General features: G+C 68.0%; 18 protein-coding genes. 3 read left to right on the top strand and 15 right to left on the bottom strand.

Going from position 1 to position 21,501, the window contains the following annotated elements:
* Positions 1–62: 62 nt before the first annotated feature.
* From ACO2RV_RS06890 to ACO2RV_RS06850, 9 genes are all read right to left on the bottom strand, one after another.
* Positions 63–1,355 (bottom strand): amidohydrolase family protein, encoded by a 1,293-nt coding sequence (locus tag ACO2RV_RS06890; RefSeq protein ID WP_423291189.1) that lies wholly within the window; start codon positions 1,353–1,355, stop codon positions 63–65.
* Positions 1,352–2,299: an ABC transporter permease gene (locus tag ACO2RV_RS06885; protein WP_423291187.1), complete on the bottom strand. Its 948-nt coding sequence runs from the start codon at positions 2,297–2,299 to the stop codon at positions 1,352–1,354. Before ACO2RV_RS06885 ends, ACO2RV_RS06890 begins: the two co-directional genes overlap by 4 nt.
* The gene (locus tag ACO2RV_RS06880; RefSeq protein WP_423291185.1) at positions 2,299–3,366 is read right to left on the bottom strand and encodes an ABC transporter permease; all 1,068 of its coding nucleotides are present in this window, start codon (positions 3,364–3,366) and stop codon (positions 2,299–2,301) included. Before ACO2RV_RS06880 ends, ACO2RV_RS06885 begins: the two co-directional genes overlap by 1 nt.
* Positions 3,367–3,571: 205 nt before the next feature.
* The gene (locus ACO2RV_RS06875; protein ID WP_423291183.1) at positions 3,572–5,119 is read right to left on the bottom strand and encodes an ABC transporter ATP-binding protein; all 1,548 of its coding nucleotides are present in this window, start codon (positions 5,117–5,119) and stop codon (positions 3,572–3,574) included.
* Between the two features lie 153 nt (positions 5,120–5,272).
* The gene (locus ACO2RV_RS06870) at positions 5,273–6,313 is read right to left on the bottom strand and encodes a BMP family protein (RefSeq protein ID WP_423291181.1); all 1,041 of its coding nucleotides are present in this window, start codon (positions 6,311–6,313) and stop codon (positions 5,273–5,275) included.
* A 119-nt stretch (positions 6,314–6,432) separates the two neighbouring features.
* On the bottom strand, positions 6,433–7,149 hold the full coding sequence (locus tag ACO2RV_RS06865) for an NUDIX domain-containing protein (RefSeq protein WP_423291179.1): 717 nt from the start codon (positions 7,147–7,149) through the stop codon (positions 6,433–6,435).
* A gap of 10 nt (positions 7,150–7,159) precedes the next feature.
* Positions 7,160–8,056: a PhzF family phenazine biosynthesis protein gene (locus ACO2RV_RS06860; protein ID WP_423291177.1), complete on the bottom strand. Its 897-nt coding sequence runs from the start codon at positions 8,054–8,056 to the stop codon at positions 7,160–7,162.
* A gap of 5 nt (positions 8,057–8,061) precedes the next feature.
* Entirely contained in the window at positions 8,062–8,910 is an 849-nt protein-coding gene (pdxY, locus tag ACO2RV_RS06855) for a pyridoxal kinase PdxY (RefSeq protein WP_423291175.1), read from the bottom strand.
* Between the two features lie 141 nt (positions 8,911–9,051).
* Entirely contained in the window at positions 9,052–10,239 is a 1,188-nt protein-coding gene (locus ACO2RV_RS06850; protein ID WP_423291173.1) for a diguanylate cyclase domain-containing protein, read from the bottom strand.
* 144 nt (positions 10,240–10,383) lie between these two features.
* On the opposite strand from ACO2RV_RS06850, the gene ACO2RV_RS06845 reads away from it, so the two are divergent.
* Complete coding sequence (locus tag ACO2RV_RS06845) at positions 10,384–11,643, top strand: amidase (RefSeq protein ID WP_423291558.1); 1,260 nt, start codon at positions 10,384–10,386, stop codon at positions 11,641–11,643.
* 24 nt (positions 11,644–11,667) lie between these two features.
* Here ACO2RV_RS06845 and ACO2RV_RS06840 read toward each other — a convergent pair whose 3' ends face one another.
* The 5 genes from ACO2RV_RS06840 to ACO2RV_RS06820 form a co-directional block, all read right to left on the bottom strand.
* Positions 11,668–12,471, bottom strand: a complete 804-nt coding sequence (locus ACO2RV_RS06840; RefSeq protein ID WP_423291171.1) for an LssY C-terminal domain-containing protein — start codon at positions 12,469–12,471, stop codon at positions 11,668–11,670.
* Between the two features lie 5 nt (positions 12,472–12,476).
* Positions 12,477–16,220: a methionine synthase gene (metH, locus tag ACO2RV_RS06835; RefSeq protein ID WP_423291169.1), complete on the bottom strand. Its 3,744-nt coding sequence runs from the start codon at positions 16,218–16,220 to the stop codon at positions 12,477–12,479.
* On the bottom strand, positions 16,213–16,605 hold the full coding sequence (locus tag ACO2RV_RS06830) for an endonuclease domain-containing protein (RefSeq protein ID WP_423291167.1): 393 nt from the start codon (positions 16,603–16,605) through the stop codon (positions 16,213–16,215). Before ACO2RV_RS06830 ends, metH begins: the two co-directional genes overlap by 8 nt.
* A 141-nt stretch (positions 16,606–16,746) precedes the next feature.
* Positions 16,747–17,679 (bottom strand): methylenetetrahydrofolate reductase [NAD(P)H], encoded by a 933-nt coding sequence (gene metF / locus ACO2RV_RS06825; protein WP_423291165.1) that lies wholly within the window; start codon positions 17,677–17,679, stop codon positions 16,747–16,749.
* Positions 17,679–18,692: an ArsR/SmtB family transcription factor gene (locus tag ACO2RV_RS06820; protein ID WP_423291163.1), complete on the bottom strand. Its 1,014-nt coding sequence runs from the start codon at positions 18,690–18,692 to the stop codon at positions 17,679–17,681. Before ACO2RV_RS06820 ends, metF begins: the two co-directional genes overlap by 1 nt.
* Before the next feature lie 183 nt (positions 18,693–18,875).
* Here ACO2RV_RS06820 and tsaA point away from each other — a divergent pair, with 183 nt between their 5' ends.
* Both tsaA and ACO2RV_RS06810 read left to right on the top strand, forming a co-directional pair.
* The gene (gene tsaA, locus ACO2RV_RS06815; RefSeq protein WP_423291556.1) at positions 18,876–19,400 is read left to right on the top strand and encodes a tRNA (N6-threonylcarbamoyladenosine(37)-N6)-methyltransferase TrmO; all 525 of its coding nucleotides are present in this window, start codon (positions 18,876–18,878) and stop codon (positions 19,398–19,400) included.
* 212 nt (positions 19,401–19,612) lie between these two features.
* Positions 19,613–20,737, top strand: a complete 1,125-nt coding sequence (locus ACO2RV_RS06810) for a L,D-transpeptidase family protein (RefSeq protein WP_423291161.1) — start codon at positions 19,613–19,615, stop codon at positions 20,735–20,737.
* Positions 20,738–20,843: 106 nt separating this feature from the next.
* Here ACO2RV_RS06810 and ACO2RV_RS06805 read toward each other — a convergent pair whose 3' ends face one another.
* A complete protein-coding gene (locus ACO2RV_RS06805; RefSeq protein WP_423291159.1) occupies positions 20,844–21,467 on the bottom strand; it encodes an MOSC domain-containing protein in 624 nt (207 codons plus the stop codon).
* Positions 21,468–21,501 lie beyond the last annotated feature (34 nt).

Here is a 21,501-nt window from a genome sequence, read left to right as displayed (position 1 = left end):
GTCAGATCGGGATCCCATGCCCAGCATACACCGGGGCGAAGGCGCGTCGCCCCTGTTTCGGCTCAGGCCTCGCGCGGCGCATAGGCCGCCGGGTCGACCAGCGCCGGCCGGCCGGGAAGGTCCAGCGCCGAGACGCGCGGCGCGCCCTCGGCGATCACCCGCCCGCGCCGGACCACGAACAGCCGCGCCGCCTTGAGGCGGATCGCCTCGATGGGATCGGCCGCCTGGAGCAGCACGAAATCGGCGTTGCAGCCGGGCGCGATGCCGTAGCCTTCCAGCCCCATGATGCGGGCGGGATTGGTCGTCACCGCCTCGAAGCACCAGATCATCGCCTCGCGCGAGGTCATCTGGCCGACATGCAGCGCCATATGCGCCACCTCCAGCATGTCGCCCGAGCCGAGCGAGTACCAGGGGTCCATCACGCAATCATGCCCGAAGGCGACGTTCACCCCCGCCGCCCGCAGCTCCGGCACGCGGGTCATGCCGCGGCGCTTGGGATAGGTGTCGTGCCGGCCCTGCAGGGTGATGTTGATCAGCGGATTGGCGATGGCGTGCACGCCGGCTTCCGCGATCAGCGGAATGAGCTTGGAGACGTAGTAGTTATCCATGGAGTGCATGGAGGTGAGGTGCGAACCCGCCACGCGCCCGTGCAGCCCCAGCCGCTGGGTCTCATAGGCCAGCGCCTCGATATGGCGCGACAGCGGGTCGTCGCTCTCGTCGCAATGGATGTCGACGCGCAAGCCCCGCGCGGCGGCGATCTCGCACAGCGCCTTCAGCGAGCCGGCGCCGTCCGCCATGCTGCGTTCGAAATGCGGAATGCCGCCGACCACGTCGACGCCCATATCGAGCGCGCGCTCCAGATTCCGCGCGGCGGTCGGCGAGCGGTAATAGCCATCCTGCGGAAAGGCCACGAGCTGAAGGTCGATATAGTCCTTCACCCTCTCGCGCACATCCAGCAGCGCCTCGACCGCGAGCAGCCGGTCGTCGCACACATCGACATGCGAGCGGATGGCGAGCAGGCCCTGGCTGACCGCGAGGTCGCAATAGGCGAGCGCGCGCTCGATCACCGCCTCATGCGTCAGCAGCGGCTTCAGTTCGCCCCACAGCGCGATGCCTTCGAGCAGCGTGCCCGACGTGTTGAGCCGGGGCAGGCCGAGCGACAGCGTCGCATCCATGTGGAAATGCACGTCGACGAAGGGCGGCGCGACGAGCCGGCCACCGGCATCGATCACCCGGCCCGCCTCCGCCTCGATCCCCGGCTCGACGGCCACGATGCGCCCGCCCGCGCAGGCGATGTCGACGCCCGCCCGCCCGTCGGCCAAGCGGGCATTGCGGACCAGAAGATCGAAACTCATCGTTGTCCCTTGAAGTAAGGCTTCATCAGCGCGCGCGGATAGTCCGCCCGGCGCGCCACCAGAACTAGCGCGGCAATGGAGAAGATATAGGGCAGCATGAGGAATATCTGGCTCGGCACCGCCCCGCCGGTGATGGTCTGGAGTCGCAGCTGGTAGGCGTCCAGCGCGCCGAACAGCAGCGCGCCGAGCAGCGCCTTGCCCGGCCGCCAGGAGGCGAAGACGGTGAGCGCGATGCATACCCAGCCGCGCCCGTTGATCATGCCGAAATAGAAGGCGTTGAAGGCGGAGAGCGTGAGGAAGGCGCCGCCCAGCGCCATCAGCGCCGAGCCCGCCATCACCGCGCCGATGCGCAAGGCCACCACGGAAAGCCCCTGCGCCTCCACCGCCTCCGGATTGTCGCCCACCGCCCGCAGCGCGAGGCCGAGCGGCGTGCGCGCCAGCACGAAGGCAAGCAGCCCGACACACAGGAAGGCCAGCACGGTGAACGCCGTCTGCTGGCCGAGGATCGGGCCGATGAAGGGCAGGTCGCCCAGCACCGGCACATGCAGCGGGGGAAACGGCTCGATGCGCGGCGGCGTCGCCACATTGGGAAAGGCGACGCGATAGCCGAAATAGGCGACGGAGGTGGCGAGCAGCGTCACCCCGATGCCCGTGACATGCTGGGAGAGCCCCAGCGGCACGGTCAGCACGCCGTGGAGCAGCCCGAACACCGCCCCGGCGAGTGCCGCCACCGCCACCCCGCCCCACAGCGGCAGGCCGAGATAGACCGCGAGCCAGCCGGACATGGCGCCGACGACGAAGATGCCCTCAATGCCGAGATTGAGCACACCCGCCCGCTCGCACAGCAGCGCGCCGAGCACGCCGAAGATCAGCGGCGTGGCGATGCGCACGGTCGCGGCCCAGAAATTCGCCTGGGTGAGGATGTCGAGCGCGGCCCACAGCATCAGGCGGTCCCCCGGCGAACGAGCACGATGCGGAAGCGGGTGAGGAGACCGCCGACCAGCACGCTAAGCAGCGCGAAGGCGACGACAAGATCGGCGAGATAGTTCGATACGCCAATGGCACGGCTCATCGAATCCGCCCCGACGAAGACCCCGGCAACGAAGATGGCGGACGGAATGACACCGAGCGGCGAGAGATTGGCCAGCGTCGCCACCACGATGCCGGCATAGCCGAAGCCGGGGGAAAGGTCGGAGGTCAGATACCCTTTCAGCCCCGCCACCTCGCTGGCGCCGGCAAGCCCCGCCAGCCCGCCGGAGATGAGGCCGACCAGCGCCATCGCCTTGCCCACCGGCAGGCCGGCATAGCGCGCCGCGCGGGCGTTCTCGCCGACCGCGCGCAGGCGGAAGCCCCACACCGTGCGGGTGATGAAGACATGCAGCAGCACGGCCGCGACCACGGCGATGACGAGGCCCCAGTGCAGCCGCAGCCCGGTGACCAGCTTGGGCAGCGTCGCCTCGTCGAGCACGGGCGCCGATTGCGGCCAGCCCATCGCCATCTCGTCCTTCATCGGCCCTTCGATCATCATCTGCACGAACAGCAGCACGATGAAGTTCATCAAGAGCGTGACGACCACCTCGTCGGCGCCGAAGCGGGTCTTGAACAGCACCGGCACCAGCAGCAGCAGCGCGCCGGCAAGCGCGGCGCCGACCAGCACCAGCGGCACCAGGAGATAGGCGGGCGCCTCGATCAGCCCGGCCCCCAGAGCGACGGTGGCGAGCGCGCCGGCATAAAGCTGGCCCTCGGCGCCGATGTTCCACAGCTTGGCGCGGAAGGCCACCGCAGCGGCAAGGCCGGTGAAGATCAGCGGTGTCGCCCGCGTCAGCGTCTCGGCCAGCGCGAAGCCGTCGCCGGCCGCGCCCTTCGCCATCAGGACGAAGGCGGTGAACACGGGCGCGCCCGAGAGCGCGAGCGGAATGGCGGTGAGCAGCAGCGCGGCCAGCCCCGAGCCGACGGAAACCGCCACCGTGAGCCAGACCGGCGTGCGCTCGCGCGGAACGAAGCGGATCATCGGCGGCCTCCGACGGACAGCCGTCGCGGCCAAATCTGCATGGCTATTGGTGCTCCTCCCTCTCCCCGTCGGGGAGAGGTGGCCCGCGGAGCGGGTCGGTGAGGGGTGACAACATTGCGGAGCGTCGAAGCCCCCTCACCCCATCCCTCTCCCCGTCGGGGAGAGGGAGAATTCTCACGTCGAGGTATCCTTGCGCGACACACCATCATGCCGCCTCCTCGGCCGAATGGCCCGCCATCATCAGCCCGACCGTGCGCACGTCCAGCCCCTGCGTCTCCATCGGCGCGGACAGGTGCCCGGCATGCACCACGGCAATCCGGTCCGACAGGGCGAAGAGTTCGTCGAGGTCCTCGGAGATCAGCAGCACCGCCGCGCCGCGCCCGCGCGCGGCAATGAGCCGGCGGTGCACATCGGTGGTAGCGCCGATGTCGAGGCCGCGCGTCGGCTGGTGGGCGAGCACGAGGCGCGGCTCGCGCTCCAGCACGCGGGCGAGCACCACCTTCTGCATGTTGCCGCCCGATAGCGAGCGGATCGCCGCGTCCGGTCCGGGGCAGCGCACGTCATAAGCCTTGATCGCCTCGGCGGTGCGGGCGCGGATGTCGCCGCGGCGCATCAGCCCCGCCGTCTGGTTTTCCGGCTCGGCGATGGTCTCGATAACGAAGTTCTCCGCCACCGACAGCGCGCCGACCGTGCCGTCGCGGTGGCGGTCCTCCGGTATACGCCCGACGCCGGAGGCGATGCGTCCGGCAGGGTCGGCCCGCCCGACCTTCACCCCGGCGATCAGGGCTTCGCCCGCACGGGGAGCCGCAAGGCCGGCCACCAGCGCCGCAAGCGCCCCCTGCCCGTTGCCGGACACGCCGGCAATGCCGACGATCTCGCCGGCGCGCACCTCGAGATCGGCATCTTCCAGCCGGTCGCGCGCGCTGGCGCCACCGACGCTGACGGCACGCAGGCTGAGGATCGGCGCGCCGGGCAATGAGGGCGGCCGCACGCGCGGCGGGATGGCGCGGCCGACCATCAGTTCGGCCAGCATGGCACGGTCGGCCCCGGCGGTCGGCCGGTCGGCGACCTTGGCGCCGCCGCGCAGCACGACGACCCGCTCGCACAGCGCCAGCACCTCGTGCAGCTTGTGGCTGATGAAGATCACCGCCAGCCCCTTCGCCGCCAGCGTGCGCACGGTGGCGAACAGCCCATCCGCCTCCTGCGGGGTCAGCACGGCGGTCGGTTCGTCGAGGATCAGCACCCGCACGTCGCGATAGAGCGCCTTCAATATCTCGATGCGCTGCTGCTCGCCGACCGAAAGCCGCGCCACCGGCACGTCGAGATCGGCGGCGAGGCCGGATTCCGCCATCAGCCGCTCGACCTTGGCGCGGGCGGCGCCGCGCTTCAGCGTGAAGCTCCACAGCGACTGCGTGCCGAGCACGATGTTCTCGAAGCCGGTGAGGTTCTCCGCCAGCGCGAAATGCTGGTGCACCATGCCGATGCCCGCCTCCAGCGCCGCTTCGGCCGAGCCGCCCGGAAGCGGGGCGAGCTGGCCGTCGGCGCCGGCGATATGCACCGTGCCCTCGTCGGCCACGTAATGGCCGAACAGGATGCTCATCAGCGTGGTCTTGCCGGCACCGTTCTCGCCGAGCAGCGCGACGATCTCGCCAGCGTGCACGTCGAGGTCGATATGGTCGTTCGCCGTCAGCGGGCCGAACCGCTTGGTGATGCCAGCGAGCGAGAGGACGAGCGGGCGGGGATCGGGGTGCATGGGCGTGGCCGCAGCCTGAGGAATGCTCTCTCAACCTCTCCCCGACGGGGAGAGGTCGGCCGCGCAGCGGCCGGGTGAGGGCTACGCCATTGCGGAGCGTCGAAGCCCCCTCACCCCAACCCTCTCCCCGTCGGGGAGAGGGTTCTGCGCGCACTACAGCGTCGATTTCGGCTCGGCGTCGTTGACGTTCACCCGGAACAGGCCGTCCTTGATCTCCTTCTCCTTCAGGAGAACGAGCTCGATGACCTCCGGCGGAACCACCTTCGGGTCGAGCGGGGCGAGGCTCGCGCCGCCTTCGGCCATGTAGCTGTACGGGCCGTAATCGGCGGCGACGAAGGTGCCGTCCATCACCGCCTTGATGGCCTTGTCGATGGTCGGCTCCATCTGCCACAGCGCCGAGGCGATCACCGTGCCGGGATATTGCGCGGAGGTGTCGATGACGTTGCCGATGGCCTTCACGCCGCGCTCCTTGGCGGCATCCGACACGCCGAAGCGCTCGGCGTAGAGAATGTCCGCGCCCTTGTCGATCTGGGCGAAGGCGGCTTCCTTGGCCTTGGGCGGGTCGTACCAGCTGTTGATGAAGGTGACGATGAACTTCACGTTCGGGTTCACCGACTGCGCGCCTTCCATGAAGGCCTGCATCAGCCGGTTCACCTCCGGAATGGCATAGCCGCCGACCAGGCCGATGATGTTCGACTTGGTGGTCTTGCCCGCCACCATGCCGGTCAGGAAGGACGGCTCGTGGATGAAGTTGTCGAACACCGAGAAGTTCGGCTTGGTCGGGCCGAAGGAGGAGCCCATGAGGTACGCCGTGTTCGGATAATCCGCCGCGACCTTGCGGGCCGGGCGTTCCACCGCGAACACCTCGCCGACGACGAGGTCCGCGCCCTCCTGCGAGTACTGGCGCATCACGCGCTCATAGTCGGTATTGGCCACGTTCTCGGAGAATTTATAGGTGATGTCGCCACGCGCCTCGGCCGCCTTGAGCGCCTTGTGGATGCGCGACACCCATTGCTGCTCGACCGGCACGGTATAGATGGCGGCGACCTTGATCGGCTTCGGCTTGCCGGCGGCGAAGGCATCGCTGCCTGCGGCGGTCAGCGCGATCGCCCCCGCACCGAGAGCCAGCAGCTGCCGCCGATCGAGCATGCCTGACGAAAAAAGCGGCAGGCTATCGGACGTCTTGACGACCATGTCTCTATCTCCCCGAGAAAAGGACGGCGGCTCGCCCCAACGCGGACCCCGTGGCGCGCCATCACATGCTAGCGGCGTGCCATTTTCGAACTGATTAGTCCGAAAAGTCACGCTACTTTTCAAGACCGTCCCCACACCCGATCGAGATAGGCGCGGATGAAGGGCGGCATGCCCTCGACAATATCCCGCGGACCGCGCGCGACCAGGACGGCGTCGATCTCCGGGCGATCTTCATGGGCGATATGGGCGCGAATGCGTTCGGCCACGGCGTCGGCGCTCTCGCGCGCGACGAGCGGGCGCAGCAAGGCGAGACGGCGCTCGTCGCGCAGCACCGTCCAGCGCGGCGCCGGCGTCACGTCGTCCGGGGCAAGGCCGGTCTCCTCGCCCAGTTCGCGCAGCATGCTGCCCTCGAGGTCGACCCGGCCATCGGCGGTGACGTCGTCCGGATCGGGCGTGCCGGCGGCGAAATAGATCCGCCCGGCATTGGCGGTCCAGGGCGCCATGCGGGCCAGCACGAAGCCGCCGTCCGCCCCGCGCAAGGCTCCCATGGCAAAGGCGTTCCGCGCGCCGGCAAGCGGCGGCTCGGCGGCCAGCAGCCACAGCAGCGCGGCGTAGTCGGTTTCGGCATAGCGGCCGGTCAGCGTGCCCGCGTCCAGCGCATGATCGACCAGGACGAGGATGCGCCCGTTCCAGATGTCCGGCTGCCGGCTGAGCCGCGCGGCGAAATTGGCGTCGATCGCCGCCCGGTTCTCCCGCGCCGAAGCCCAGGGAGCGGGATCGAACCGCATGTCCAGCCGGTCGACCTCGAAGATCTCCAGGGCTTGCGCTCCCGCCATCACCGCGCCGTCAGATATGGATCACGCCCTCGGCGACGATGGTGGCGCCGCCGCCGATGGTGACCGCCTTCAGCGCACCGTCCACCACGTCCAGCCCGAGCCGCACCAGGCTCGGCCGCCCCATCTCCACGCCCTGCAAAATGTCGAAGGCGTGGAAGCCGTCGGCCGGCTTCTCGCCCGCCAGCAGCACGGCCGCGAAGGCGGCAGCGGCCGAGCCGGTCGCCGGATCCTCGTCGATGCCCATATTGGCGCCGAACATGCGGGCGCGGAAATCGCCCTCCCCGTCCTCGTCGCGGCAGAACACATAGACCGACTCGGCCTCGCTGCCGAAGGTGCCGATCAGGCGGGCCGCGCTCGGGCTGATGCGCGCCAGCGCCGAGCGCGAGGCGAGCGGCACGCAGACGAAAGGCACGCCCGCCGAGGCGACGACCGGGCGATACTCGTCGAAGCCGATGTCGGAGGCGTCCAGCCCCAGCGCCTGCGCGCAGGCCTCGATGCTCATCGGCTCGTCGTCGATGATCTCGGGGATGCGCGGCACGGTGAAGATGGCGTTGCCGAGCCGGGGCCCCTTCACGTTCACATGGCAGGAAATCAGGCCGACACTCTCCTCCAGCACGAAGTCGGTCGAGGTCTCCACCCCGTCGCGGATGGCGAGCAGCACCGCCGTGCCCACCGTGGGATGGCCGGCGAAGGGCAGTTCGTGATTGACGGTGAAGATGCGCAACCGGGCGCGGTTCTCATCTTCCTGCGGCTTCAGCAGGAACACCGTCTCCGAGAGATTGAACTCGCGGGCGATGGCCTGCATCTGGTTGCCGTCCAGCCCGTCGGCATCGAGCACGACGGCCAGCGGATTGCCCGCGAGGGTACGGTCGGTGAAAACGTCGAGCGTGACGAAACGACGTGCCATGGCGGTCAAAGCTTCTCCGGTGTGAAGATGCGGGACGGGGTGACGAATTCATCCTGCGCGGCGACGGTGAGGATCTCGCGCGAGCCGGCGGCTGCCGTACGGGCAAGCAAGCCATAGGCCGAGGACGCCGCCTTGGAAAGCGCCTCGGCGGTCGAGTGCGTGCTCTTCCAATGCACGAAGAACAGCGCCGCAATGGCATCGCCGGCGCCGTTGACCGAAATGTCCAGCTTGGGCGTGCGCACGAGGTAGCGCCCGTCCGGCCCGGAGGCCATGAGGTCGATGCAATCGGCCGGCGTGTCCTCGGTGTGCAGGCTGGTGACCATGATCACGCGCGGCCCGTTGGCATGCACCGCGTCGCAGGCCGCGAAAGCCTCGGCGCGCGTGGTCGTGGTGCGGCCGGAGAGATAGTCCAACTCGAACTGGTTCGGCGTGATCAGGTCGGCGGCCGGCACCGCGCGGTCGCGCATGAATTCGGGAATTCCCGGACGCACGAAGACGCCGCGCCCCACATCGCCGATCACCGGATCGCAGCAGTAATGCGCGGCGGCGTTGGCAGCCTTCACGCGGCCGACCGTATCGAGGATGGCGTCGCCGATCTCGGCCGAACCCATATAGCCGGACAGCACGCCGTCGCAGCGCGGCAGCACGTTGCGATCCTCCAGGCCGCCGACCAGCTCGCGGATCAGCTCGGCGCCGAACACCTCGCCGCGCCAGGCACCGTAGCCGGTGTGGTTGGAGAACTGCACGGTGTGGATGCCCCACACTTCGTGGCCGAGCCGCTGGATGGGGAACATGGCCGAGGCGTTGCCCACATGGCCGTAGGCAACCCACGACTGGATCGACAGAATATTCATTGAAACGCGCCCCGAGCCTTGTCTGAACGATCCGCGCTTACCGCCGCCCGCGCAAGGGCTCAAACGAATTTCTGAGCGATGATCCATCAGAAATGCCGATGGAACGTGCCGAGGCCGCCATTCACCCGCAGATGAAGCGTTTCAGTACCCCACGGGGACACTGCCCTCCACCGACGGCGGATCGGCGAGCACGACCCGGTCGCGACCGGCGGCCTTGGCCCGGTAGAGCGCGAGGTCGGCGCGGCGCATCGCCCGGTCGAGCCGTACCTCGGCTCCCAGCGATGCGACACCGAAGCTCGCCGTGACCTGCACGTCGTCCGGCACCAGGGTGTAGCTCGCACCACGAAGGGCCGCTCGAACGGCCTCGATCGTCCCTGTCATCTCCGGTTCGCCGGTATCGGGCAGCAGCAGGCAGAACTCCTCGCCGCCCAGCCGGCCGGAAAGATGTCCCGGCGGCGCCAGTGCGTTCAATACGCCACCAACCGCCCGGATCACCTCGTCGCCGGCCGCGTGTCCGAATCGGTCGTTGATCGACTTGAAATGGTCGAGGTCGATCATCACCAGCCAGGCCCGTTGCCCCGGTACGAGACCGTTCACTGTCGCCGCGGCGCGGTCGAGGAAGGCGGCGCGGTTGAGCACGCCCGAAAGCGAATCGCGCTGCAGCCGGCCGGTTGCTTCCGCAACCACCTCCACGATGATCACACCGAGCAGCGCCAGACCCAGCAGCAGCGCAGCGACGGCGCCAATGGTCTGCGAGTAATAGGCATAGAGACTGGAAACATAGCTGCGCACGTCCGGCGCGGCGCCCGCGCTGAACAGCGGTGCAGCGGCCTTGAAGAGAAACTGAAGTGAACAGAGCCCCAGCACCGCGGCAAGCGCCAGGTCGGCGCGATGGCGTCGGCGCGAGCAAAGGATGATGCCGGCACCGATCGCGGTCATCAGTGCATACGGCCCCTGATAGGCGAGGCCGTGGACCAGCGTGCCGCGCTGCAAATCATAGGTCACGCCGAGATCCAGCGCGATCGAGCCGGCGAGCACCAGCATGACGGGACCAAGCGGCATGCCCGGCCGATAATGGCGCACAATGCCGATGACGATGAAAGTCAGGGCCGACATCAGGAGAGCAAAGGACAGGCCGGAGATCAGCCGCGCCGACGCCATGAGCGGGGCTATCGCCTCCACGGCGACTGTCGCCGCCGCCGCCGCAAACCCGGCGGCGCACCAGAAGCCGAGGCCAATGCGCGAACGCCAGGAAAGACCCAGAAAGGCGGTGGCGAAAGACAGGCCGATGGCGAAATTGATGACCAGAAGAAAAGTGGCACCCCGCATCGACCACCCTGGCGCGACAGCAACTGCACGCAGCTACCATAGGTTCCCCTGCGCCGACATTCCATTGCAGCGTCCGCGTGCCGGCCGCGACGTCGCATCTTGCCTCCGCCCGGCACTCATGCGACAGCCGATTGCATGACCGAGATGCTCTCAGCCGTCGCCCTCGCCCAGGCCATTCGTGCCGGACACCTCACGCCGCTCGACGTCGCCGAGCGCTGCATCGAAGCGATCCGCGCGCAGGAAGCCGACGTGCAGGCCTTCGCCGCGTTCGATCCGGATGCGCTGCTGGTGGGCGCCCGCGCGCCGGACCTGGCGCAGAGGCCGCTCGCCGGCCTGCCTGTCGGCATCAAGGACATTCTCGACACGACCGACTTCCCCACCGAGCGCGGCTCGCCGATCTATGCGGGCTATCGGCCCGCGACGGACGCCGCCATCGTGCGGATGACGGCGCGCGCCGGCGGCGTGATCGCCGGCAAGACCGTCACCACCGAATTCGCCTTCATGACCCCCTCGCGCACGAAGAACCCGCGCCGGCTCACCCACTCGCCGGGTGGCTCCTCCTCCGGCTCGGCGGCGGCGGTGGCGGCGGGCATGCTGCCCATCGCCCTTGGCACGCAGACCGGCGGCTCGGTGATCCGGCCCGCCTCGTTCTGCGGCGTCACCGGCTACAAGCCCTCCTTCAAGCTGCTGCCGGTGCTCGGGCTCAAGGTGTTCTCCTGGTCGCTCGACACCATCGGCCTGTTCGGCGCCCATGTCGCCGATGTCGCCTTCGCCGCTGCCGCCATCAGCGGCCGCAAGCTTGTCCCGGATGACGACATGCAGGCCCCGCGCTTCGCGGTGGCGCGGACGGCGCGTGCCGACCAGGCGAGCCCCGACGCGCACCGCGCACTCGACGAGGCCATCCGTGCCGCCGGGAAGGCGGGCGCGAGCGTCACCGTGATCGACCTGCCGGCGGAAGTCGAGGCGGCGGACCTGGCCTGCGCCGACGTGCAGGCCTTCGAGGCCGCCCTCGCCTTCGCCGACGAATGGGACCGCCATCGCGGGGAACTGTCGGAAAAGCTGCGCACCTATCTCGCGGACGCGGCGCGGGTGACGCCGGAGGCCTATGACGAGGCGCGGCGCGCCAGCCGTCGCGGCCGGCATGCCCTCGCCGATGTCATGGCGGGCTTCGACGCCATCCTCACCTTCTCGGCGCCCGGCGAGGCGCCCGAGGGCTTCGCCAACACCGGCTCGCCGATCTTCAACCGGCTGTGGACGCTGAGCGGGGCGCCCTGCATCAACGTGACCGGCCTCACCGGCCTCACCGGCCTGCCGATCGGCATCCAGCTAATCGGCCGCTTCGGCCGCGACCGGGAGGCGCTCAGTGCGGCGCGCTTCCTCGAACGTGCGATCAACGCCGCGTAAGACCGGGCAAAGCGCGGGCAGCCTTCACTGCAACCCGACGAGATCGGCGACCGTGTTCCAGACGGCATCCTTGATCCCGACGGCCGGCGGCGGGGCGACGATGGTCGGCGGATCGGGGTTCTTCTCACCGTCCGGCATCAGCCGCGCGAACCAGAGCTCGCCATCGGTGTAATAGCGGTCGCCGCCACCATTGCGGCCGAACAGGGTCGGGCCGAGGCCGGTGACCTGATAGATGTCGCGCACCACCCCGGCGGCCTTCAGGTCGCCGATGATCAGGTCGCGCACCGCGTCGACATCCGGGCCGATATGGTGGGTGACGGCGCCGGTGTAATGGCTGAGGCCGACACCGCGGTCATAGGTCGCCGAGCCAAGCCAGACCGGCGCGCCCTCAGTGCCCGCGTCCATCACCTTCCAGAACCGCACATGGTCGCGTCGGTTGGCGCTGCGGCCCACTTCCTTCTCGAAGGCGAGGTCCTCCACGCGGCCATCGTAGTAGAGCGGCGATACCGGCGCCTGCGGATCCGGCCGGCGCAGCAGCACCGAGCCGACGATCTCGATGCTCGATTTGAGCGTGACCGGATCGGCCGGCTGCCAGCCGGCCGCGTACATCGACCGGATGACATCCTCGCGCGTTCCGACCAGTCCGATATCGATCGGGTCGCCGGGAATGCCCTGCTTGGTCTGCGTCACCATCGGCAGATGCTTGATGCCGGGCTGGCGCTCGTGGTGCGTCCACAGGCGCGGCAGCATTACATAGGCCAGCGCCCCCCACACCAGAATAGCGGCGAGCCCCCACCACAATGCGTGCGCCGCGTCCTTCTCGATCATGCGCCCTACTCGGCGGCGACGGACTTGTAGCTGAGCGGATCGTAGTTGAGCACCGGGGCGAGCCAGCGCTGGGCTTCCTCCACGCTCATCCCCTTGCGTGCCGCATAGTCCTCGACCTGATCGCGTTCGATCCGTCCTACACCGAAATATGAACTGTCGGGATGGGCGAAGTACAGACCGGAAACCGCCGCACCCGGCCACATGGCGAAACTCTCCGTCAGCTCGACGCCGATCTTAGGAGTTACGTCCAGCAGATTGAAAAGAATCGCCTTTTCCGTGTGGTCAGGCTGAGCCGGATAGCCCGGTGCGGGACGGATGCCGCGATAGGCTTCTTGAATCAGATTCTCATTCTGAAGTTCTTCATCCGGCGCATAAGCCCAGAACTCCTTACGCACCCGCTCATGCATGCGCTCGGCGAAGGCTTCGGCAAGACGGTCCGCCAAGGCCTTGAGAAGAATCGCGGAATAGTCGTCATGCGCCGCCTTGAAGGCTTCCGAGCGCTCATGCTCGCCGAAGCCGGTCGAGACGCAGAACCCGCCGATGTAATCCGGCACGGCCGTCGTCGCCGGGGCGATGAAATCGGCCAATGCGAGGTTGGTGCGCCCCTCGCGCTTGGCCATCTGCTGGCGCAGCGTGTGGAGCGTGGCTAGCTCGCCCGAGCGGGTCTCGTCGGTGTAGAGCACGATGTCGTCGCCCACCGTATTGGCCGGCCAGAAGCCGACCACGGCGCGCGCGGTGAGCCACTTCTCCGCGACGATCCGGTCCAGCATCCGGCGCGCATCCTCATAGAGCGCACGGGCCGCCGGGCCGACCTTCGCGTCGTCGAGAATGGCGGGATAGTGCCCTGCCAGCTCCCACGACTGGAAGAACGGCGACCAGTCGATATAGGGCACCAGCTCGCCGATGTCGTAGGCCTCGAACACCTTCGTGCCAAGGAAGGTCGGCACCGGCGCCCGATAGTCGCTGAAGTCGAGGGCGAGCCGATTGGCGCGCGCCTCCTGCAGCTTCACCCGCACCTTGTTTCGGTCGGACTTCGCATGCGCGTCGGCGAGCTTGGCGTATTCGGTGCGGATGCTCGCCACATAGTCCGGCTTGGTGTTGTCGTTGAGCAGGTTCGACACGACGCCGACCGCGCGGCTGGCATCGGTGACATAGACCGCCTGCCCGCGCACATATTGTGGGGCGATCTTCACCGCCGTGTGCACGCGCGAGGTCGTCGCCCCGCCGATCAGCAGCGGCACGGAAAAGCCCTCGCGCTCCATCTCGGCGGCGACGTGGACCATTTCGTCGAGCGAGGGGGTAATGAGGCCGGAGAGGCCGATCACGTCCACCTTCTCGGCGCGCGCGACTTCGAGAATCTTCGCCGTCGGCACCATCACGCCGAGGTCGATCACCTGGTAGTTGTTGCACTGGAGCACGACGCCGACGATGTTCTTGCCGATGTCGTGCACGTCGCCCTTCACCGTCGCCATCAGCACCTTGCCGGCCGAGGAATCCTCGGTGACGCCGTTATCGAGCTTCTCCTGCTCCATGAAGGGCATGAGATAAGCCACCGCCTGCTTCATCACGCGGGCCGACTTCACCACTTGCGGCAGGAACATCTTGCCGGCGCCGAACAGGTCGCCGACCACGTTCATGCCGGCCATCAGCGGCCCCTCGATGACGTGCAGCGGCCGGGCCACCTGGAGGCGCGCCTCCTCGGTATCCACCTCGACGAAGTCGGTGATGCCGTTGATCAGCGCATGCGCGATACGCTTCTCCACCGGCCAGGTACGCCAGGTGAGATCGGCCTCGCGCTTCTCCTTGCCGGCGCCGCCCCGGAAATTCTCCGCCAGCGCCAGCAGACGCTCAGTGGCGTCGTCGCGGCGGTTGAGCACCACGTCTTCGCAGGCCTCGCGCAGCGCCGGCTCGATCTCCGAATAGGGTGCAAGCTGACCGGCATTGACGATGCCCATGTCCATGCCCGCCGCAATGGCGTGGTAGAGGAACACGGCGTGCATCGCCTCGCGCACCGGCTCGTTGCCGCGGAACGAGAAGGACAGGTTCGACACGCCGCCGGAGATATGGGCGTGCGGCAGCTGCTGGCGGATGGCGCGGGTCGCCTCGATGAAGGCGACGCCATAGCCCGCATGCTCCTCGATGCCGGTCGCCACCGCGAAGATGTTGGGATCGAAGATGATGTCCTCGGGCGGGAAGCCGACCTCGTCGACGAGGATGTGGTAGGCCCGCGCGCAGATCTCCACCTTGCGCTCATAGGTGTCGGCCTGGCCCTTCTCGTCGAAGGCCATGACGACGACGGCGGCGCCATAGGCGCGCACGAGGCGGGCATGGTGACGGAAGGCGTCCTCGCCCTCCTTCATCGAGATAGAGTTGACGATGCCCTTGCCCTGGATGCACTTCAGCCCAGCCTCGATCACACTCCACTTGGAGCTGTCAACCATGACAGGCACGCGGGCGATGTCCGGCTCGGCGGCCAGCAGGTTGAGGAAGGTCACCATGGCCTTCTCGGAATCGAGCAGGCCCTCGTCCATGTTGATGTCGATGACCTGCGCGCCGTTCTCCACCTGGTCGCGTGCCACCGCCAGCGCAGCGGTGTAGTCGCCATTGGTGATGAGCTTGCGGAAGCGCGCCGAGCCTGTGACGTTGGTGCGCTCGCCGACATTGACGAACGGGATGATCGGCGTGAGCTCGAAGGGCTCGAGGCCCGACAGCCGCAGGCGCCGCTCGATCTGCGGGATCACGCGGGGCTTGTGCGGCGCCACCGCCTGCGCCAAAGCGCGGATATGGTCCGGCGTGGTGCCGCAGCAGCCGCCGACGATGTTGACGAGGCCCGAGGCGGCGAACTCGCCGACCAGCTTGGCCATCGCCTCCGGGCTCTCGTCATAGAGGCCGAATTCGTTCGGCAGGCCGGCATTGGGATAGGCGCAGACGAAGGTGTCGGCGAGGCGCGACAGCTCGTCGATATGCGCGCGCATCTCCTTGGCGCCGAGCGCGCAGTTGAAGCCGATGGAGAACGGCTCGGCATGGCGCAGCGAATACCAGAACGCCGCCGCCGTCTGGCCCGACAACGTGCGGCCGGACAGATCGGTGATGGTGCCGGAGATCATCACCGGCAGGCGGATGCCGCGTTCTTCGAACAGCCGCTCGATGGCGAACACCGCCGCCTTGGCGTTCAGCGTGTCGAAGATGGTTTCGATCAGCAGGAGGTCCGCTCCGCCATCGATCAGCGCACCAGCCTGCTCGCCATAGGCGGTGGCGAGTTCGTCGAACGAGGTGGCGCGGAAGCCGGGATCGTTGACATCCGGCGAGATGGACGCGGTGCGGTTGGTCGGCCCGATGGCGCCGGCCACGAAGCGGCGACGGCCATCCTTCGCCTCGGCGAGTTTCGCTGCGTCCTTGGCGAGCTTCGCGCCCTCGAAATTGATCTCGTAGACCAGGCTCTCCATGCCGTAATCGGCCATGGCGATGGTGGTGCCGGAGAAGGTGTTGGTCTCGACGATATCCGCGCCGGCGAGGAAATAGGCCAGGTGGATGTCGCGCACCGCCTCGGGGGCGGTGAGGTTGAGCAGGTCGTTATTGCCCTTGAGGTCGCGGTTCCAACTCTTGAAGCGCTCGCCCCGATAGCCGGCCTCGTCCAGCTTCAGCTGCTGGATCATCGTGCCCATGGCACCGTCGAGCACCAGGATGCGCTGCGCGGCGGCCTCGCGGAGGGCGGAGAAGGTGTCGGACTGGAACGCAGCGTCAATCATGGCGGAGCACTTTCTGCTCCCTCTCCCCGTCGGGGAGAGGGTTGGGGTGAGGGGTGCCACCGCGCAGGACTTCAAGAATGCGCAGCAGCACGCCGTCTATGTTCGTCAGCACGTCGTTATTCCAGAAACGGATGACCAGATAGCCACAGGCTTCGATCATCCTCGTTCTGCCGGCGTCTTTCTCGACGGCGTGCTGGCCGCCGTCGAGTTCGATCACCAGTTTGGCGTCGGAACAGAGGAAGTCGACCGTGAAACGGTCGATTGGCTCCTGCCGCCGGAATTTCCAACCGTCGAGCTGCCGGTTGCGGAGATGCGACCAGAGGAGCTTTTCGACCTCCGTCTGATCGCGGCGCAGACTCCGGGCTCGCTCAATCCGACCGTCCATGCCCCCTCACCCGGCCCTGCGGGCCGACCTCTCCCCCTCGGGGAGAGGTGAAAGATGCTACTTTCCTCTCACGCCTTACCCGGATGAACCTACCGCTCCCCCGTCGGGAAGAGGGGCGGGTGAGGAGTCTTCAACGCCGCCCTACGCCGCCGCCTGCCCGTTGCCCTGCCCGGCTCCCGCTTCCTGCGGCGGGCGCAGGCCCAGCAGATGGCAGACGGCGTAGACGAGGTCGGCGCGGTTGAGCGTGTAGAAGTGGAACTCGGTGACGCCGCGGTCGACGAGGTCGAACACCTGCTCGGCCGCCACCGCCGCCGCGATCAGCTTGCGCGTCTCCGGGTCGTTGTCGAGGCCCTCGAAGCGGCCGCTGAGCCATTCCGGCACATAGGTCCCCGTCTTCTCCGCGAAATTGCGCGCCTGCTTGAAGTTCGACACCGGCAGGATGCCCGGCACTACCGGCACGTCGATGCCGCGCGCCCGCACCTTGTCGAGGTAGCGGAAATACAAATCGTTATCGAAGAAACACTGGGTGATGGCGCGGGTCGCACCCGCGTCCACCTTGGCGGCGAGAATGTCGAGATCGGTGTCGAAGGATGGGCTTTCCGGGTGCTTCTCTGGATAGGCCGAGACCGAGACCTCGAAATTGGCGATGCGGCGGATGCCGGCGACGAGATCGGCGGAGGTCTTGTAGCCCTCGGCATGAGGCTCATAGGCATGGCCGACCCCGCCGGGCGGATCGCCGCGCAGCGCCACGATGTGACGCACGCCGGCATCCCAATAACCGCGCACGACATCGTCGACCTCCGCCCGAGAGGCGGAGACGCAGGTCAGGTGCGCCGCCGGGGCGAGGCGGGTCTCCTTGACGATGCGCTCGACCGTGGCGTGGGTGCGCTCACGGGTGGAGCCGCCGGCGCCATAGGTCACCGAGACGAATTTCGGCGCCAGCGGCGCAAGGCGCGTGATGGAATTCCAAAGGGTTGCCTCCATCTCCGGCGTCTTCGGCGGGAAGAACTCGAAGGAAACGGAGATCGGCTTTCCTCCGCTGCGCCGGCTGCGGCGCTCGACTTCGGACGACATCAGGCGACCTCCTTTTTATGCGGTGTGTCGGCGAGCGCGATGCGCGGATCGCGCGCCAGCCAGAGCGAGACGGTGAGCCGGCCCTCGCCGGATTTTCCATTGTTTTCAGGCGACAACAGGCGATGCGATTGCGGCACGAGGCCCGCCTGGGTGAGCCAGCTCTCCATGATCTCGGGGGCAAAGCCGAGACGGCGATGGGCGTGCTCGTCGCGCAGGAATTCGAGGTCATGCGGATCGAAATCAACCACCAGCAGCCGCCCGCCCGGCCGCAGCACCCGCGCCGCCTCCTTCAGCGCACGCGGCGCGTCTTCAAGGAAGTGCAGCACCTGATGCACGATCACCACGTCGAAGGCATCGCGCGGCAAAGCGAGATTGTAGATGTCGCCCTGCCGGACGGTGGCGTTGCGCACGCCGGCCCGCTCCAGATTGGCGCGGGCTACGGCGAGCATGTCAGCCGACAGGTCGATGCCGAGGCCGCGCTCCATCTGGCCGGAGAACAGTTCGAGAATGCGCCCCGTGCCGGTGCCGAGATCGAGAAGGCTGCCGATCCACCCACCGGAGAGGATTGATTTGATTGCCGATTCAACTTCCTCCTCGGGAGCGTGGAGGCGGCGGATGGCGTCCCATTCATGAGCATGGGCGCGGAAATAATCCTGTGCGTGCGCGGCGCGGGCAGCACGCACCGCCTCCAGCCGCTCGCGATCGCGTAGCAATACGTCGTCATCGGGCGCCATCAGCTCGATGAGCGCATCGGTGAGCGCGGCGGCGGGCGTCTCCGTGGCGCGGCGATAGAACACCCAGCTCGCCTCGCGGAAGCGCTCGACCAGCCCGGCCTCGGCCAGCAGCTTGAGATGGCGCGAGATTCGCGGCTGCGACTGACCGAGAATCTCGGTAAGCTCCGACACGGTCAGTTCGCCCTCGCCGATCAGCGCCAGCAGGCGCAGGCGCGTGTCCTCGCCGGCCGCCTTGAGGCCGTCGAGCAGGGACGCGAAATTGAGCGAGGCAGCGGACACGGGATCTCCAAACAAGATATAAAGATATCTTTATGTCTTATTTCAAGAGAGCGCAAGGGGCGGTCATCGGCCCGCCGCTCACATACACGGCACATGCCGGCGCGTGATGACGTCGATAGTGACGATCGGGAGAAAAAGGTGACCTCAGGCGACTCTACCCGGACAGGGACGGCCGCAGACGGCGTGGACGGCACGACCGGATTCGGCGTCCGCCCCGGCGAGGTGACGGTCGAGCTTCCCGCGACACCCGACGCTGGGCTCCATTTTATCGGCCGCCTCCGTACGCCATGGAAGAGCCGATCCGAATGCCCGCGCAACGCGCGTGAGTCGCAGGCGGTGTGCACGGTGGAGGTCGATCCGGCGTTCCGCCCCGCGCTGGAGGGGCTGGAGGGCACCACCCATCTCTGGCTGCTCTATTTCATGGACAAGGCGCCGCGCAACCTCGTGGTGCAGGTGCCCAAGCAATATGGCCGGGGGCGCGGCACCTTCGCGCTGAGGAGCCCGGCCCGGCCCAACCCGATCGCGATGAGCGCGGTCCGCCTCCTCGGCATCGAGGACGCCCGCCTGTCGGTGGTCGGGCTCGACTGCCTCGACGGAACGCCGCTGCTCGACATCAAGCCCTATTTCGCCTCGACCGACTGCTTTCCCGAGGCGGTGGTAGGCTGGCATGTCGACTATGCCCGCGAGCGCGGGGAGCAGCAGGGCTGAGCGAAGGGAACGTTTCGCCGCCCGGCGCTTTATCCCGGCAACGCTTCGCTAACCAAGGTGTGGCATGAATGCATCGGCAATGCGTGAGACGCATATCTCGGGCGAGCGAGGCGACCGATGGCGCAGTCTGGTCTTGAACCTGCCTTGATCCTAGGTCATCTCCTCACGACAAGCATATGAAATCCCGCTCCGGCAGATCCAGTTAAGGCAAGATGATGGTCGTTCGCCTCGGTTTCGTTCCTGCTGTCGCCCTTACAGTTCTCGCATCCGCGAGCGGCGTCAGCGCGCAATCCTATCCGGCTGAACAGCAGAATTCGTCGGCCTATGAGGCCGCCACCGGCAGCCGGGCCGTCGAAGACGTGGAAGTCCCCGCCGCCTACGATCCGTATGGATCGACGACGACCGGCGGCACGCCGCAGATCGCCGCCCCGGCCGTGCCGCCGCCGGGCGTCAGCGACCCCTATGCCCAGCAGGCCCCCGGCGCGGCGTATCCCGCGCAGCCCGGCGCCGTGCCGCCCGGCTCGGTCGCCAACGCCCCCTATGCCAATCCTCAGAGCCAGCCGGCCGGCTACCCGCCGGGCGCCTTCTCGGGCCAGCAGCCCGCCGGCACGCCCGCGCCCTATGGCGCGGCGGCTGCCGCCCCGGCGGCCGGCGTCGCCCAGCCCGCTTATGGGCAAGCCCCCGTGGCCGCCGTGCCGCGTCAGGACCTGAACAACAATTACGGCACCAATGGCGCCAGCGTGGCCATGCTGCCGCCGGAAGACCAGCCGGAAGAAGGCACGCCGAAGGAGCTGCCGGCCAACCTGAAGCGTCAGGTGGTGGACTACGTGACCACGCAGCCGGCCGGCACCATCGTCATCGATACGCCGAACACCTACCTCTATTACGTGCTGGGCGGCGGCAAGGCCGAGCGCTACGGCATCGGCGTCGGCCGCGATGGCTTCACCTGGGCCGGCACCGAGAAGATTTCCGCCAAGAAGGAGTGGGCCGACTGGCGCCCGCCGGCGGAGATGATCGAGCGCCAACCCTATCTGCCGCGCTTCATGGCCGGTGGCCCGGGCAATCCGCTCGGCGCGCGCACCATGTATCTCGGCGGCACCATCTACCGCATCCACGGCACCAACCAGCCCTCGACCATCGGCCAGTTCATGTCCTCAGGCTGCATCCGCATGCTGAACGAGGATGTCGAGGCGCTGTACGACAAGGTGAAGGTCGGCACCAAGGTCGTCGTCCTGCCGGGCAGCGCGCCGAAGACCGCCGCCGCGCCGGCTGAGACGGTCCAGCCGATGCCGGTCAGCGCCTCGGTGAGCGCGTCGAACGGCGTCGCCGTCCGCTGACGCTCTGGCCACAACTTTCAATTAATACCGAAATCCCCGGGCTGGCCCCGGGGATTTTGCTTTCTGGCAGACCCGCAAGCGCGGGAGGCGGCGGACCACCTGCCGCCTAACGCGTCCAGGGCCGCTGGGCGGGAACGCGGACCTCGATCTCGCTGCCGGCCACGAGTTCACCTGCGCGCTCCACCCAGGCGACCAGCCCCCGCAGCCCCTTCGCCTGCTGGACGAAGGCGAGGTCGAGCCCCGGCTTGCCGGAATGGAACGCCCCGACCGCCGCACCCGCGTGCCGACAGGGCGCGTTCTCGCCCTCCACCGCCAGCGCACCGCCCCCGGTGAAGTGAAGGCGCGTGCCTGGCGGCAGGCTTGTGAGCCGACCGATGCCCTCGATCACCAGATTGGCGCCGATCCACTCCGGCCGCACCTCGGTGATGCCGAGCCGGCCAGCGATCTCCGCCAGTTCGTCCATCGCCACCAGCGAGAGCTGGCGGCTGTTGCGGATCGGCGTGCCGCGCGGATACCAGGGCACGCGCGAATCCGCGGGACGGGCAAAGCCGGCATGGCGATCGCCGGGAATGCCTTCCAGCGTCACCGGCAGCCGCGGCACATCGCGGGTGGCGAAACCCTCGCCGTCGGCAATCAGCGCGCGGGCGAGCCGGGCGGTAAAGCGCTGAGGCACGAGCGCGACCGGCTCCCCAAACAGGTCGCGCGCGGAAATATCGTGTATTCTGGACATGGAGCACCTCGGACAGGGTGGAGTCCGTGCTATC

The organism is Ancylobacter sp. VNQ12 (assembly GCF_049445835.1).
Lineage (GTDB): Bacteria > Pseudomonadota > Alphaproteobacteria > Rhizobiales > Xanthobacteraceae > Ancylobacter.
The sequence above is the reverse complement of the archived record's forward strand: the minus strand, read 5'-3'. Positions and strand labels throughout refer to the sequence as shown.

Coding starts and splice junctions, on each gene's coding strand:
- ACO2RV_RS06890 (WP_423291189.1), bottom strand. CDS start 1,355: ATGAGTTTCGATCTTCTGGTCCGCAATGCCCGCTTGGCCGACGGGCGG.
- ACO2RV_RS06885 (WP_423291187.1), bottom strand. CDS start 2,299: ATGCTGTGGGCCGCGCTCGACATCCTCACCCAGGCGAATTTCTGGGCC.
- ACO2RV_RS06880 (WP_423291185.1), bottom strand. CDS start 3,366: ATGATCCGCTTCGTTCCGCGCGAGCGCACGCCGGTCTGGCTCACGGTG.
- ACO2RV_RS06875 (WP_423291183.1), bottom strand. CDS start 5,119: ATGCACCCCGATCCCCGCCCGCTCGTCCTCTCGCTCGCTGGCATCACC.
- ACO2RV_RS06870 (WP_423291181.1), bottom strand. CDS start 6,313: ATGGTCGTCAAGACGTCCGATAGCCTGCCGCTTTTTTCGTCAGGCATG.
- ACO2RV_RS06865 (WP_423291179.1), bottom strand. CDS start 7,149: ATGGCGGGAGCGCAAGCCCTGGAGATCTTCGAGGTCGACCGGCTGGAC.
- ACO2RV_RS06860 (WP_423291177.1), bottom strand. CDS start 8,056: ATGGCACGTCGTTTCGTCACGCTCGACGTTTTCACCGACCGTACCCTC.
- pdxY (WP_423291175.1), bottom strand. CDS start 8,910: ATGAATATTCTGTCGATCCAGTCGTGGGTTGCCTACGGCCATGTGGGC.
- ACO2RV_RS06850 (WP_423291173.1), bottom strand. CDS start 10,239: ATGCGGGGTGCCACTTTTCTTCTGGTCATCAATTTCGCCATCGGCCTG.
- ACO2RV_RS06845 (WP_423291558.1), top strand. CDS start 10,384: ATGCTCTCAGCCGTCGCCCTCGCCCAGGCCATTCGTGCCGGACACCTC.
- ACO2RV_RS06840 (WP_423291171.1), bottom strand. CDS start 12,471: ATGATCGAGAAGGACGCGGCGCACGCATTGTGGTGGGGGCTCGCCGCT.
- metH (WP_423291169.1), bottom strand. CDS start 16,220: ATGATTGACGCTGCGTTCCAGTCCGACACCTTCTCCGCCCTCCGCGAG.
- ACO2RV_RS06830 (WP_423291167.1), bottom strand. CDS start 16,605: ATGGACGGTCGGATTGAGCGAGCCCGGAGTCTGCGCCGCGATCAGACG.
- metF (WP_423291165.1), bottom strand. CDS start 17,679: ATGTCGTCCGAAGTCGAGCGCCGCAGCCGGCGCAGCGGAGGAAAGCCG.
- ACO2RV_RS06810 (WP_423291161.1), top strand. CDS start 19,613: ATGATGGTCGTTCGCCTCGGTTTCGTTCCTGCTGTCGCCCTTACAGTT.
- ACO2RV_RS06805 (WP_423291159.1), bottom strand. CDS start 21,467: ATGTCCAGAATACACGATATTTCCGCGCGCGACCTGTTTGGGGAGCCG.